Origin of the sequence: Promicromonospora sp. NPDC052451 (assembly GCF_044547525.1) — a bacterium.
Classification (GTDB): Bacteria; Actinomycetota; Actinomycetes; order Actinomycetales; family Cellulomonadaceae; genus Promicromonospora.
In genome coordinates this window covers 85,970-99,133 of the sequence record NZ_JBIUAP010000001.1, presented here as the reverse complement: position 1 = coordinate 99,133, position 13,164 = coordinate 85,970, and the positions used below count along the sequence as shown (strand labels likewise).

Genomic DNA, 13,164 nt, shown 5'->3' with positions numbered 1-13,164 from the left:
GGTCCACATCGTGGTCTCACATCATGGAACAGTCTGGTGTGCGTCATGCATCGTCCTGTTCTATGTGGCCCATCGACAGTGCTGACGACAGCCGTCCGCCGCACCGACCGAGCGCAAGGGATGGACAACGATGGTTCTGCCCACCACGGCGTCCACGGCGCGGCCCGCCGACCCGGCAGACCCGGTCGGCGGCGCGGACGCCGGCCCCGCGCTCCCCGTCCGCCTCGACGGCGTGGCCCGCGTGTTCGCCGCGCCGGGCCGTTCGTCCGCAGCGCGCGACCGGAGGCCGGGCGGCCGTCCCGTGCTCGACGGCGTCGACCTGGAGGTGGCACGGGGCGAGATCGTGGCCGTGCTCGGCCCCTCCGGCTGCGGCAAGTCGACCCTGCTGCGCCAGGTCAGCGGCCTGGACACGCCGACGTCGGGCAGCGTGACGATCGACGGGACGCCCGTCGCGGGTGCCGACCCGCGCACCGCCGTCGCCTTCCAGGAGCCGCGCCTGCTGCCGTGGCGGACGCTCACGCAGAACGTCGCTCTCGGCCTGCCGCCCGGCACGGCGCAGGCCGTCGGGCGCGAGCGCGTCGCGCGCCTGCTCGACCTGGTCGGGCTCGCCGCGTCCGCCGGGCTGCGGCCGCGGCAGGTCTCGGGCGGCATGGCGCAGCGCGCCTCGCTCGCCCGGGCGCTCGCGCGCAACCCCGGCGTCCTGCTGCTCGACGAACCGTTCGGCGCGCTGGACGCGCTGACCCGCCTGCGGATGCAGGACCTGCTGCTCGACGTGCACGCCGCGCGGCCCGCGACGGTCCTCCTGGTCACCCACGACGTCGAGGAGGCGCTCTACCTCGCCGACCGGGTGGTGCTGCTGCGCACCCTGTCGGACGGCGGGCCGGACGCCGCGGCCCGGAGCATCGCCCGGATCGTGGACGTGCCGGGTGACCGCCCCCGCGACCGCGCCGCCCGCGACCTGGCCGAGCTCCGCGCGGAGCTGCTCGACGGTCTCGGCGTGGCCACCCATCACGCCCGCTGAGCCCGCCACCACCGGATCGACCCACCCAGCCCGCCGGCCGCCGTCGGGCAGCGAGAGGAAACAACCATGCGTCACCGTAGGTACACCGCCCTGGCGTCCGGCCTCGTCCTGGTCTCGGCGATGGCGACGACCGGCTGCGTGGCGGGCGAGGGTTCGGCCGCCGCGGACGGCGCGGGGGACTGGAGCACCGGCACCCTCAACATCGACTTCGCCACCTACAACCCCCTCAGCCTCGTCGTCCGCGACCAGGGCTGGCTGGAGGAGGAGCTCGACGGCGTCGAGGTGACCTGGGTGCAGTCCGACGGCTCCAACACGGCGAACGAGAACCTGCGCGCCGCAGCGATCGACTTTGGCTCGACGGCGGGGTCCGCTGCGCTGCTGGCGCGGGCGAACGGGTCACCGATCCGGACCGTCGACGTCTACAGCCAGCCCGAGTGGTCGGCGATCGTGGTGGCGGGCGACTCGGAGATCACGGACGTGGCGGACCTGGCGGGTGCGTCGGTCGCGGCGACCAAGGGCACCGACCCGTACTTCTTCCTGCTCCAGACGCTCGACGAGGCGGGGATCGCCCTGGACGACGTCGAGGTGCAGAACCTGCAGCACGCCGACGGCCGCGCCGCGCTCGACAACGGCTCGGTCGACGCCTGGGCGGGGCTCGACCCGATCATGGCCGCGGCCGAGGCGGAGTCCGGCGACACGCTGATCTACCGGAACATCGACTTCAACACCTACGGGTTCCTCAACGCCCGCGAGGAGTTCGTGGACGAGCACCCGGACGTGACGCAGGCCGTGGTGGACGCCTACGAGCGGGCGCGGGCCTGGGCGCTGGAGCACCCCGAGGAGCTGTCCGCGCTCCTCGCCGAGGTCGCCTCGATCGACCCCGAGGTCGCGTCCACCGTGATCGAGGAGCGCACGGTGCTGGACCTCGACCCCGTGCCCGGCGACGCGCAGCGCGACGTGCTGGAGGTCGTGGGGCCCATCTTCGTGGAGTCGGGCGACGTGACCGCGCAGGAGGACGTCGACACCGCGCTGGACGAGCTGTTCGCGCCGGAGTTCGCGCAGGAGGCGGTGGCCTCGGATGAGTGACGGCCCCGGGCACCGCGGCCTCGGCGGCCTCGGGCGCGCCGGCCGGGTGGCGGTCGGCCTCCTGGTGCCGGTCGCCCTCCTCGGGCTGTGGTGGGGCACGACGGCGGCCGGGCTCGTCCCGGCCTACCAGCTCCCCGGGCCGGTGGCCGTGTGGGACGCCGCCGTCGACCTCGTCGAGCGTGGCCAGCTCGGGCACCACGTGGCCATCTCGACGCAGCGTGTCCTGATCGGGTTCGCGCTGGGCGCCGCCGCCGGTCTCGCCGTCGGCGCACTGGTGGGCCTGTCCCGGCTCGGCGACCTCCTGCTCGCGCCGACGCTCGGCGCGATCCGCGCCGTGCCGTCGCTCGCCTGGGTGCCGCTGCTGATCCTGTGGCTCCGGATCGGCGAGGAGTCGAAGATCACCCTCATCGCGATCGGCGCGTTCTTCCCCGTGTACACGACCGTCGCCGCGGCCCTGCGGCACGTGGACCCGCACCTCGTGGAGGCGGGCCGGGCGTTCGGGCTGCGCGGCCTGCGGCTCCTGTCCGTGGTCCAGCTCCCCGCCGTCGTGCCGTCGCTGGTGGCGGGGCTGCGGCTGGCGCTCGCACAGTCGTGGCTGTTCCTCGTGGCGGCCGAGCTCATCGCGTCGTCGATGGGGCTCGGGTTCCTGCTCAACGACTCCCAGCAGAACGGGCGGGTGGACCGCATCCTGCTCGCGATCGTGCTGCTCGCGGTGCTGGGCAAGCTGACGGACGCGCTGATCGGCCTCGGTGAACGGCGGCTCCTGCGGAAGTGGGCATGATGGCGGGCGGCACGCCGGGCGCGAGGGCACGGGTCCGGGAGAACTCAGGACGGAAGGCAGGACGACGATGACCGAGCACACCTTCGGGTTCCGTACGCGGGCCCTGCACGCCGGGGGCATCCCCGACGCGGCGACCGGGGCACGGGCGGTGCCGATCTACCAGACCACGTCGTTCGTGTTCCAGGACACCGACGACGCCGCGAACCTCTTCGCGCTGCAGAAGTACGGCAACATCTACTCGCGCATCGGCAACCCGACGGTCGCGGCCCTGGAGGAGCGGATCGCCTCCCTCGAGGGCGGCATCGGCGCCGTCGCGACGGCGTCCGGCATGTCGGCGGAGTTCATCACCTTCGCCGCGCTCGTCGGGGCGGGCGACCACGTGGTCGCCTCGGCCCAGCTCTACGGCGGCACGGTGACGCAGCTCGACGTGACACTGCGGCGGTTCGGCGTCGAGACCACCTTCGTGCCCGGCACCGACCCCGCCGACTACGCCGCGGCGATCACGCCCGAGACCAAGGTGCTCTACACCGAGGTCGTGGCCAACCCGTCGGGCGAGGTGGCCGACCTGGAGGGGCTGGCGGAGGTGGCCCACGCCGCCGGCATCCCGCTGGTGGTGGACGCGACGCTCGCGACGCCCTATCTGGTGCGGCCCATCGAGCACGGCGCGGACATCGTGCTCCACTCCGTGACCAAGTTCCTGGGCGGGCACGGCACCACGCTGGGCGGCGTCGTGGTCGAGTCCGGCCGGTTCGACTGGGGCAACGGCAAGTTCCCGCAGATGACCGAACCTGTCCCGTCCTACGGCGACGTGCGCTGGTGGGGCAACTTCGGCGAGTACGGGTTCCTCACCAAGCTGCGCTCCGAACAGCTCCGCGACATCGGCCCGGCGCTCTCCCCGCAGTCCGCGTTCCAGCTCCTGCAGGGCATCGAGACCCTGCCGCACCGCCTCGACGCGCACCTGGCGAACGCCCGCGCCGTGGCCGAGTGGCTCGACACCGACCCGCGCGTCTCCTACGTGCTCTGGGCGGGCCTGCCCTCGCACCCGCACCACGAGCGGGCGCAGAAGTACCTGCCGCTCGGGCCGGGTTCGGTCTTCGCGTTCGGCCTGCAGGTTCCTCCGGCAGGCGCCGGGCCCGACGCCGAGAGCCTGGCCCTCGCCACGGACGCGCCGGTCGGCGCCGCGGTGCCCGTGGACGAGCACCTGCCCGTCCCGGACGGCCGCGAGGCCGGGCGGCTGTTCATCGAGTCGCTGCAGCTCGCGTCGCACCTCGCGAACGTCGGCGACGCGCGGACCCTGGTGATCCACCCCGCCTCGACCACCCACCAGCAGCTCTCCGCGGAACAGCTCGAGGCGGCCGGCGTTCCCGAGGACCTCATCCGCATCTCCGTGGGCCTGGAGGACGTCGAGGACATCCTGTGGGACCTCGACCAGGCGCTCACCAAGGCGACGGGAGTGAACCGATGAGCGAGGCCACCCGGACCTGGCAGGGCCCCAGCGCGCCCGAGCGCCTGCGGATCCTGCGCTCCACGAGGTCGATCGCGATCGTCGGTGCCTCGGCCAACCCGGCGCGCGCGAGCTACTTCGTGGCGACCTACCTGCTGTCCTCCTCCCCGTACGAGGTGTACTTCGTGAACCCGCGGGCCACCGAGATCCTGGGGCACCCCGTGTACCCGAGCCTGGCCGACCTGCCCGTCGTGCCCGACCTCGTGGACGTCTTCCGGCGGCACGAGGACCTGCCCACCGTGCTCGACGAGACGCTGGCCGTCGGGGCGAAGACCCTCTGGCTGCAGCTCGGTTCCTGGCACGAGGACGTGGCACGCACGGCCGAAACCGCGGGGCTGAACGTCGTGATGGACCGGTGCGTCAAGATCGAGCACGCGCGGTTCCACGGCGGGCTGCACCTGGCCGGGTTCGACACGGGCGTCATCAGCTCGCGCCGGGCGGACCGGTAGGGCGGCTCGCGGCCCGGGCCGGGCGGCATAGAGTCGTTCCTCGATGAGCACACGCGTCGAACCGGTCAGTGCCGCGCTCCTCGTCGAGCGGATCGTCGATCTCGTCCTCGCCCGGCCCGGCGCACCGGTGCGGCTGCTCGTCGACGGACACCCGTCGACCCACCCCGAGCGGCTGGCCGACGCGCTCGTCGCGCCGCTGGAGACGGCCGGCCGGCCCGTCGCCCGCGTCCGGGTCCGCGACTTCCTGCGCCCCCGGTCCCTGCGGCTCGAACGGGGCCGCGACGACCCGGACAGCCTGCTCGACGGATGGATCGACGTCGAGACCCTGAACCGAGAGGTGCTGCGGCGCGTCGTCGAGCACGGTGAGTACCTGCCCAGCCTGCGGGACCCGGAGACCGACCGGGTCACGCGCGCTGGTTACGTCCCCACCGTCCCGGGAACCGTGGTCGTGCTCGACGGCACGCTCGCGGTCGGCCGCGGGCTCGACACCGACGTCGCCGTGCACCTCGCGCTCAAGCCGGGCACGCTCCGCCGCCGTACCGCGGACGGGGACGCCTGGGAGCTGCCCGCGTACGAGCGGCACGCCGCGCAGGCGGAGCACGAGGCGGATCTCGTGGTCCGGGTCGACCACCCGGACCACCCCGCCCTCGTGCACCGCTGACCGACGGGCCGAGGAGCGGCGAACGTCAGTGCACCAGGCAGAACGGGTGGCCCGCCGGGTCGGCGAACACCCGGAACCCGCTGCTCCCGCCGGGCAGGCGCGTGGCGCCCGCAGCCAGGACAGCGGCCTCCCCGGCGTCGAGGTCCGGCACCTCCACGTCGAGGTGGAGCTGCTGCGGGTAGGCCGGGTCCGGCCACCGGGGCGCGTTGTAGCCCTCCACGGTCTGGAACAGCAGGGGCCGGTCGCCGCCCAGCATGGCCACGCCGTCGGCGTCGTAGGTGACCGGCTCGCCCATCACCTGCGACCAGAACGCGGCGAGAGCCGAGGCGTCCGGGCAGTCGAACGTGGCGCCCATGACGGTGACGCCGTCGACCCCCTCCTTGGCGCAGATGTCGAACGGGTGCCCGGCCGGGTCCGCCAGCGTGATCCACTGCTCGTTCTCCCGCAGCACGGTCGCGCCCAGCTCCACCGCGCGGGCGCTCGCGCCCGCCATGTCGGAGGCGTAGAGGTCGAGGTGGGCCTGCTGCGGGTGCTCCTGGCCGGGCCACTGCGGCGGCACCAGGTCGGGGGCGAGCTGGAACGCGATGCCCCACCGGTCGGGCGTCACGACGGTGATCCAGTCGTCGGACTCCGAGGACACGGTGCCGCTCGTCAGTGCCTTCCAGAAGTCCGCCTCGACGCCCAGGTTCCGGACGTCCAGGACCACGGAGTCCAGGGTTCCCACGCCGCCGGCGGGCTCGGCGGACGGTGAATCGCTCATGGTGCTGTCCTCTCGGGATGGTCGCGCGACGTTCTCTGCGTACCCCCACCATGCACCGAGCCACTGACACTCCCCACCGGTGCCGCCGTGCGGCGTGGGCGACCGCCTGAATTGTCCACAGGGGTTGTCCACAGACCTGTGAATACGCTGCTCACGACCGGCGCGTCCGGCCCCGAGGTCGAGCCGGCCGGCTAACGCGTCTTCCGCCGGCCCTCGGCGCCGAGGTCCGGCGTCGCCCCGGACCACTGCCGGCGACCCGGGCGCGGCAGCCACCCGGACCGCCCGCCTGCCCCGGCGTCCACGTCGGAGGACGGCGCAGCGCCGGGCGCCGCGTCGTCAGCGACGGCACCGTCGCCGTCCCCCGCGTCGATCTCCGCGAGCAGGTCCCGCACGCGGGCCGTGATGTCGTCGACGATCCGTTCGACCTCCTCGATCGGCCGGCCCGCGGGGTCGTCGAGCGGCCAGTCGAGGTAGCGGCGACCGGGGTACACGGGGCAGGCGTCCCCGCAGCCCATCGTCACGATGACGCCGGACGCGCGCACGACGTCGTCCGTCAGCACCCGCGGGAACTCGATGAGGCCGTCCAGCCCGCGTCGGGCCAGCACGGTCTCCGTCGTGCGGTCGGGCTCGGCGGCGGGCCGGCTGCCCGCGGTACGGACGCGGACCCGGTCGCCCGCGAGGCGGCGCGTCACGGCCGCCGCGATCTGGGAGCGCCCCGTGTTGTGCACGCAGACGAACAGGACGTCGCGCGCCGAGCCGTGCGTCACCTCGGTCATCGCGGCGAGCCGGTCCGCCGCGAGCCACGCGGTCAGCGCGGGGAGCTGCGCGGGCGACCCGATCCTGCCGTCCAGGGTCGCGTAGCACTCACGGACCAGCCGTTCGACGGTGCCCGCACCGGCGGTCGCGGTGAACCCCGCGGAGAGCGTCTCGGTGACGCGGGCGAGCAGGGCCTCGTGGTCGCGCACGTCGAGCGCGGTCTCGCCGGGGTGCCGGGGTGTCGCGAGCGCTGCCGCACCGTACCGGGCGATCCCGCGGGACGACACGCGGTACAGCGGGCCGGACGCCGCGGCCGCCGAGCCCACGACGGCCGCCGAGCCCACGACGGCCGCCGAGCCCACGACGGCCACCAGGCCCACGGCGGCGAGCGCCTCGAGGTGGCGTCCCAGGTCCGCGACGGCGTCGGCGCTACCGGGGTGCGGTGCCAGGTCGGCCGCGGAGCAGCGGCCGGCGGGGTGCGTGAGCATGCGGCCCACCAGGCGTAACCGTTCGGGGTTCGCCATGGTCAGGTCCTGCGCGATCCGCAGCTCGTCCGGGGTCATGGTTCTCCTTGGCCGACGGCGGCGTGGCCGAGCGCCAGGAGTTGAGGCTACCGCGTCGTCGTGCCCGGCGGCGCGCAGGGGGTCGTCACGCGGTCGGCGTCCCGGACCGGGGCGGGCGCACCGTCGGCACGTCGCCGACGATCGGCACGGGCCGCCGGTGGAACGGGAACCCGTAGCGCGTGACCAGGCCCGCGAGCGTCGTGACCCGGTTGCGGGGGCCCACCAGCGACATGATGTGCACGAACAGCCAGACCAGCCAGGCGATGCCCTTGGTGAGCCGGATCTGCCGCTTGCCGGGCAGGTTGATCTCCGCGATGGCGGCCCGGCGGCCGATCACCGCCATCGTGCCCTTGTCGACGTAGCGCAGGTTCTCCAGGGGGCGGCCCTCCACCAGGGCCCGGATGTTGCGGCCGACGAGCGCGCCGCCCTGGATGGCGGGCTGCGCGAGCTGCGGCAGGTCGGCGGGCGAGACGGCGATGTCACCGGCGGCGAAGACGCCGGGCAGCCCCTCGACCTGGAGGTCGTCGCCCACGGTGATGCGGCCGCCCTCGTCCTGCGGCAGGCCCCAGCCGGCGACCTCGTCGTGCGGGCGTACACCGGCGGACCAGACGGTGAGGTCGGCGTGGATGCGGGTCCCGTCGGTGAGCACCACGGCGTCGCGTTCCACGGCGGCGACACCGGCTCCCAGGTGCAGCGACACCCCGCGGTGCCGCAGCTCCCGGGCCGCGTAGGACCGCAGTGCGGGCGCGAACGACTTGAGGATCTCGCCGCCGCGCTGCACCACCTTGACCTCGAAGGCGTCGCCGTGGATCTCCGGGTAGGCCGGTGCGAGCCCGGCGGTGCGCAGCTCGGCGAGCGCGCCCGCGACCTCGACGCCCGTGGCGCCGCCGCCCACGACGACGACGCGGAGGCCGTCGTCGATCCGCTTGGACTTCGCCGCCTTCTCCAGGCGGATGAAGAGGTTGTCGCGGATCCGCATCGCCTGGGACCGCGAGTACATGGGGAACGCGAACTCCTTGGCGCCGGGCGTGCCGAAGAAGTTGGTGGTCACGCCCGCGGTCACCACGAGGTAGTCGTAGCTGATCCAGTGGTCGTTGAGCAGGCGGATCTTCCTGGCCTGGTGGTCCGCCTCCACCAGGTGCTCGTGCACCACGTGCACGTTCTTCTGCTTCAGCCGCAGGCCGCGCAGGAAGTAGGTGACGTCGCCCGGGTTCAGGCCGCCCGTGGCCACCTGGTAGAGCAGCGGCTGGAACGTGTTGTAGACCCGGCGGTCGATCAGCGTGATCCGGACCGGCGCGTCCCGCAGGGCCTTCACGACGGCCATGCCGGCGAACCCGCCGCCGACCACGACCACGTGCGGCAACGGCTCCGGGTGGCCGGCCAGCGGGGTCTCCAGGCCGTAGTCCAGGTCCTCGTCGGGAGCGGGGGTGAGGGCGGGATCGGTCACAGGCACGAGTCTCTCACCGGAGCCGAACCACTCACATCCGCTGCGGGGCCGACGCCGCTGTCGGGTTACCGTGGTCGGTCGTGAGCACTACTGAGGAGACGAGCGGCAGCGCCGAGACCGACCGGCAGCTCGCGCACGGGCTGCGCACGCGCCACCTGACCATGATGGGCCTGGGGTCCGCCATCGGCGCGGGCCTGTTCCTGGGCTCCGGCCTGGGCGTGGCCGCGGCAGGTCCCGCGGTGCTGCTCAGCTACGCGATCGCCGGCGCGATCGTGGTGCTCGTCATGCGGATGCTGGCGGAGATGGCCTCCGCGCTCCCGTCGAGCGGGTCCTTCTCCGTCTACGCCGAGGCCGCGCTGGGCCGCTGGGCCGGGTTCCTGCTGGGCTGGCTGTACTGGTTCACCATCGTCATGGTGCTCGGCGTCGAGGTGACCGGTGTGGCCGGGATCGTGCACGGCTGGTGGCCCGCGGTGCCGCAGTGGGCGGTCGCGGCGGCCGTGGTCGCGGTGTTCGGTGCCGTCAACCTGATCGGCGTGCGGCAGTTCGGCGAGGCCGAGTTCTGGTTCGCGACCGTCAAGGTGGCGGCGATCGTCGGCTTCCTGGTGCTCGGCGTGCTCATCGTCACGGGCGTGGTGCCCGTGACCGGCAGCGTCCTGGGTCACTGGGCCGAGCACGGCGGCTTTGCCCCCGCCGGCCTCGCGGGCATCGCGGCCGGCCTGCTCACCGTGGTCTTCGCGTTCGGCGGCATCGAGATCGTCACCATCGCGGCCGCGGAGGCCCGCGACCCGCGGGCGGCGGTCGCCAGCGCGACCCGCACCATCCTGTGGCGCATCCTGTTCTTCTACGTGGGCTCGGTCGCGATCATGGTCGCCCTCATCCCGTGGACCGACGCCGCCCGCCTGGAGTCGCCGTTCGTCTCCGTGCTGGAGATGGCCGGGTTCGACGGCGCGGCGCGGCTCATGGAGGTCGTCGTGGTGCTCGCACTGCTGAGCGCCTTCAACGCCAACGTCTACGCGACCTCCCGCATGCTGTTCTCGCTCGGCGGCCGCGGTGACGCACCGGCGCTCGCGACCCGGGTCTCCCGCCGCGACGTGCCGTGGGTGGCGGTACTGGTCTCGGTGTTCTTCGGCGTCGTCGCCGTGCTGCTGAACTACCTGCTGCCCGAGTCGCTGCTCGGCGTGCTGCTCAACGCCGTCGGCTCCGCGCTGCTCGTGGTGTGGCTGCTGGTGGTCGTGGCGCAGCTCCGGCTGCGGCCGCGGCTGGAGGCCGCGGCGGCGGAGCGGGGCGAGACGCTGCGCCTGCGCGCATGGGGCTACCCGTGGCTCTCCTGGGCCACGCTGGCGGCGCTCGTGGCGGTGGTCGCCCTCATGCTGTCCGACGCCGCCGCCCGCCCGCAGATCGCCGCGACCACCGGCCTGGTCGCCGTGATCCTGGTGGTCTACGTGATCGCTCAGGCCGTGCGCCGTTCCCGGCCCGACTCCGCGGAGCCGGCCCGGCGGTAGGCGTTCAGCAGACCGTCACCGGGGGTCCATCCGCCGGACGAGCGGCCGCCAGCGCGGCCCCCGATCGTCGTCGGCATGAGTGAGAACACCGTCGGCGGCACGCCGACCGAGACCACCCCGGCCGGCGACGCCACCGGCGTCGACCGCCGTACGTTCCTGTCCCTGAGCAGCCTCGGCGCCGCGGGCGTCGCGACCGTGGCGGCCACTGCCGCCGCCGCACCGGCCGACGCCGCCGAGCTCGCCCGGCACCCGCAGCGCGGACTGCGGTTCGGGCGGGACGGGAAGTTCAAGGTCGTCCAGTTCAACGACACGCAGGACGACGAGAAGATCGACCGCCGCACGCTGGAGCTGATGCGGGCGGTGCTCGACGACGAGCGCCCCGACCTCGTCGTCCTCAACGGTGACAACATCACCGGCGGCTGCGACACCCCGCTGGAGATGCGCCAGGCGATGAACAACGTGGTGCAGCCGATGGAGGAGCGGGCGATCCCGTGGGCCGTCACCTTCGGCAACCACGACGAGGACTCCACGCCGGACAGCGGCGTGGACGAGGCGGACATGCTCGCCTTCTACCGGTCCTACCGCCACAACGTGAACGGCCCGACGGCGCCCGGCGTCACCGGCCAGGGCAACTCGAACGTGCTGATCGAGGGCACCGGCGGCCGCCCGGCGTTCAACCTGTGGCTGCTCGACTCCGGGCGGTACGCCCCCGACACCCTCGCGGGCCAGGACTTCGACGGCTACCCTCACTGGGACTGGCTGCGCATGGACCAGGTGAAGTGGTACTACGACACGTCGGTCCAGCTCGAGCGCCGGTACGGACGCGTGATCCCGTCGCTCATGTTCATCCACATCCCGCTGTGGGAGTACCGGTTCATGTGGTTCGGCTCCGTGGACGGGCGTACCGACGCCGACCACGAGCGCGGCCGGGTCCGCCACCGCATCGAGGGGGAGCGGAACGAGGACGAGTGCCCCGGTCCGTTCAACTCCGGCATGTTCTCGGCGATCCAGCACCGCGGCGACGTCCGCGGCGTGTTCTGCGGGCACGACCACGTGAACACCTACTCGGGCGACTACTACGGCGTGCTGCTCGGGTACGCGGGCAACACCGGGTTCGGCACGTACGGCCTCGGCGGCGCCGAGCGCAACCGCCTGCGCGGCGCCCGGGTCTACGACCTCGACGAGTCGGTCGACGGCGTGCTGGCCGGTACACGCATGCGCTTCGCGTCGGAGTTCGGCATCGACCTCACCGCGAACGACCAGTGGATGGAGCCCCTGCCGCTGCCCCGGGGCAAGTAGTCCCGGCCGTTCTCCCGGCCGCCCGCGGGGGCGGCCGGGAGACACGTCCGGAATGAGAAAATGGGTGCATGGCTGAGCTCCTCGCGGTGTGCCGCGTCCACGTCCTGCACCCCGACGCCGGCCCCGTCGGAGTCACGGCCATCGACAAGCGTCCCGTCGAGGGCCGCGTGAAGGTGCGGCCCCTCGGTCTGTACGCGGACCTCCAGGCGGACCGCGCCAACCACGGCGGTCTCGACCAGGCGGTCTACGCCTACGCCCAGGAGGACGCCGACCACTGGTCCGCCGAGCTGGGCCGTGAGGTGACACCCGGCCTGTTCGGCGAGAACCTGCGCACCAGCGGCCTGGACGTGAACCGTGCGGTGATCGGCGAACGGTGGCAGGTCGGGTCGGCGCTGCTGGAGGTCACCCAGCCCCGCGTGCCCTGCCAGACCTTCGGACGCCGGCTCGGCGAGCAGCGCTGGGTGCGCCGGTTCGCGCAGGCCAACCGCACGGGGGCGTACCTCCGCGTGATCGAGAACGGTGACCTCGGCGCCGGCGACACCGTCGACGTCGTGCAGCGCCCCGTGCACGGCGTGACGATCTCCGACTGGTTCGCCGCCCGCTACGGCGTGCCGGTCGCGGGCGCCCCGGGTGCGGACGAGAAGGGCGCGCCCGACCCCGACGCGCTGGAGCGGCTCGCGCAGCGGCTCCTGAACGCGCAGGCGGCGGGCGACGTCCGGCTCAGCGTCGACATGCTGCGCCGCGCCGAGCAGGCGGCGGGCGGGGCCGTCGTCGACTGACGGGCGTCACGCCCTGCCGTCCGTCAGCCGCCCGGGGAGGTGTTCGCGCGGTCAGGCCCGGCGTTCGTACCGGGCCCGGGCGGCCTCGTGCGCCTCGCGCAGGAGCCGGAGCACCGTGTCCGTCGTGCTCGGTCCGGGATTGACCACGGCGACCCAGCCGGCCGACCCGTAGACGGGGTGGGGCAGCAGCACGTCGGCGGTGTCGGGCGGCGCGGCACCAGGCTCCGTGAGCTCGTGCAGCGCGGTGCGTCCCACGTGGATGTTGACGCGCAGGCGCCCCGCCGGGTCGAGGTCGGAGGCCGTGTCGTCCGGGTAGTCCTTGGTGACGATGGTGGCGTAGGGCTGGACGTTCCGGGGCATCCGGCCGTCGGGTGCGTAGTAGAAGAAGGTGTCGCCCCAGGCCAGCTCGGGCACGTCGGGGTCGCCGGCGGTCGGGGCCACGACGAGCGCGCCGTCGAGGGCACGCACCGTCTCGAGGATCCGTCGGGTGGTCGGGTCGGTACTCTGCGAGTGGTCCATGCTTCAAGCATCACCTTCAAGTGCTTCTGTGGGGTTG

General features: G+C 73.6%; 13 protein-coding genes. 9 read left to right on the top strand and 4 right to left on the bottom strand.

Annotation, left to right across the window (positions count from 1 at the left end; all coding sequences use genetic code 11):
* Nucleotides 1-130 precede the first annotated feature (130 nt).
* The 6 genes from ACIG47_RS00440 to ACIG47_RS00415 all read left to right on the top strand — a co-directional run bounded on the left by ACIG47_RS00440 (nucleotide 131) and on the right by ACIG47_RS00415 (nucleotide 5,502).
* Nucleotides 131-1,021, top strand: a complete 891-nt coding sequence (locus ACIG47_RS00440; RefSeq protein ID WP_397429170.1) for an ABC transporter ATP-binding protein — start codon at nucleotides 131-133, stop codon at nucleotides 1,019-1,021.
* 66 nt (nucleotides 1,022-1,087) lie between these two features.
* Complete coding sequence (locus ACIG47_RS00435; protein WP_397429169.1) at nucleotides 1,088-2,107, top strand: aliphatic sulfonate ABC transporter substrate-binding protein; 1,020 nt, start codon at nucleotides 1,088-1,090, stop codon at nucleotides 2,105-2,107.
* Nucleotides 2,100-2,888: an ABC transporter permease gene (locus tag ACIG47_RS00430; protein WP_397429168.1), complete on the top strand. Its 789-nt coding sequence runs from the start codon at nucleotides 2,100-2,102 to the stop codon at nucleotides 2,886-2,888. The genes ACIG47_RS00435 and ACIG47_RS00430 overlap by 8 nt, the downstream gene beginning before the upstream one ends.
* Before the next feature lie 67 nt (nucleotides 2,889-2,955).
* A complete protein-coding gene (locus ACIG47_RS00425) occupies nucleotides 2,956-4,353 on the top strand; it encodes an O-acetylhomoserine aminocarboxypropyltransferase/cysteine synthase family protein (protein ID WP_397429167.1) in 1,398 nt (465 codons plus the stop codon).
* On the top strand, nucleotides 4,350-4,841 hold the full coding sequence (locus ACIG47_RS00420; protein WP_397429166.1) for a CoA-binding protein: 492 nt from the start codon (nucleotides 4,350-4,352) through the stop codon (nucleotides 4,839-4,841). The genes ACIG47_RS00425 and ACIG47_RS00420 overlap by 4 nt, the downstream gene beginning before the upstream one ends.
* Before the next feature lie 43 nt (nucleotides 4,842-4,884).
* The gene (locus ACIG47_RS00415) at nucleotides 4,885-5,502 is read left to right on the top strand and encodes a uridine kinase (protein WP_397429165.1); all 618 of its coding nucleotides are present in this window, start codon (nucleotides 4,885-4,887) and stop codon (nucleotides 5,500-5,502) included.
* Between the two features lie 25 nt (nucleotides 5,503-5,527).
* On the opposite strand, the gene ACIG47_RS00410 is transcribed toward ACIG47_RS00415, so the two are convergent.
* From ACIG47_RS00410 to ACIG47_RS00400, 3 genes are all read right to left on the bottom strand, one after another.
* A complete protein-coding gene (locus ACIG47_RS00410; protein WP_397429164.1) occupies nucleotides 5,528-6,262 on the bottom strand; it encodes a VOC family protein in 735 nt (244 codons plus the stop codon).
* A 191-nt stretch (nucleotides 6,263-6,453) separates the two neighbouring features.
* Nucleotides 6,454-7,581, bottom strand: a complete 1,128-nt coding sequence (locus ACIG47_RS00405; protein WP_397429163.1) for a low molecular weight phosphatase family protein — start codon at nucleotides 7,579-7,581, stop codon at nucleotides 6,454-6,456.
* A gap of 85 nt (nucleotides 7,582-7,666) precedes the next feature.
* Nucleotides 7,667-8,905: an NAD(P)/FAD-dependent oxidoreductase gene (locus tag ACIG47_RS00400; RefSeq protein WP_397429518.1), complete on the bottom strand. Its 1,239-nt coding sequence runs from the start codon at nucleotides 8,903-8,905 to the stop codon at nucleotides 7,667-7,669.
* Nucleotides 8,906-9,108: 203 nt separating this feature from the next.
* On the opposite strand from ACIG47_RS00400, the gene ACIG47_RS00395 reads away from it, so the two are divergent.
* From ACIG47_RS00395 to ACIG47_RS00385, 3 genes are all read left to right on the top strand, one after another.
* Nucleotides 9,109-10,530: an amino acid permease gene (locus ACIG47_RS00395; RefSeq protein ID WP_397429162.1), complete on the top strand. Its 1,422-nt coding sequence runs from the start codon at nucleotides 9,109-9,111 to the stop codon at nucleotides 10,528-10,530.
* Between the two features lie 75 nt (nucleotides 10,531-10,605).
* Entirely contained in the window at nucleotides 10,606-11,829 is a 1,224-nt protein-coding gene (locus tag ACIG47_RS00390) for a metallophosphoesterase family protein (protein ID WP_397429161.1), read from the top strand.
* Nucleotides 11,830-11,897: 68 nt separating this feature from the next.
* Nucleotides 11,898-12,608 carry an MOSC domain-containing protein gene (locus ACIG47_RS00385; protein WP_397411971.1) on the top strand — a complete coding sequence of 237 codons (711 nt, stop codon included), beginning with the start codon at nucleotides 11,898-11,900 and terminating at the stop codon, nucleotides 12,606-12,608.
* A gap of 51 nt (nucleotides 12,609-12,659) precedes the next feature.
* On the opposite strand, the gene ACIG47_RS00380 is transcribed toward ACIG47_RS00385, so the two are convergent.
* Nucleotides 12,660-13,127, bottom strand: a complete 468-nt coding sequence (locus tag ACIG47_RS00380) for a DUF6194 family protein (protein ID WP_397429160.1) — start codon at nucleotides 13,125-13,127, stop codon at nucleotides 12,660-12,662.
* Nucleotides 13,128-13,164: the final 37 nt, after the last annotated feature.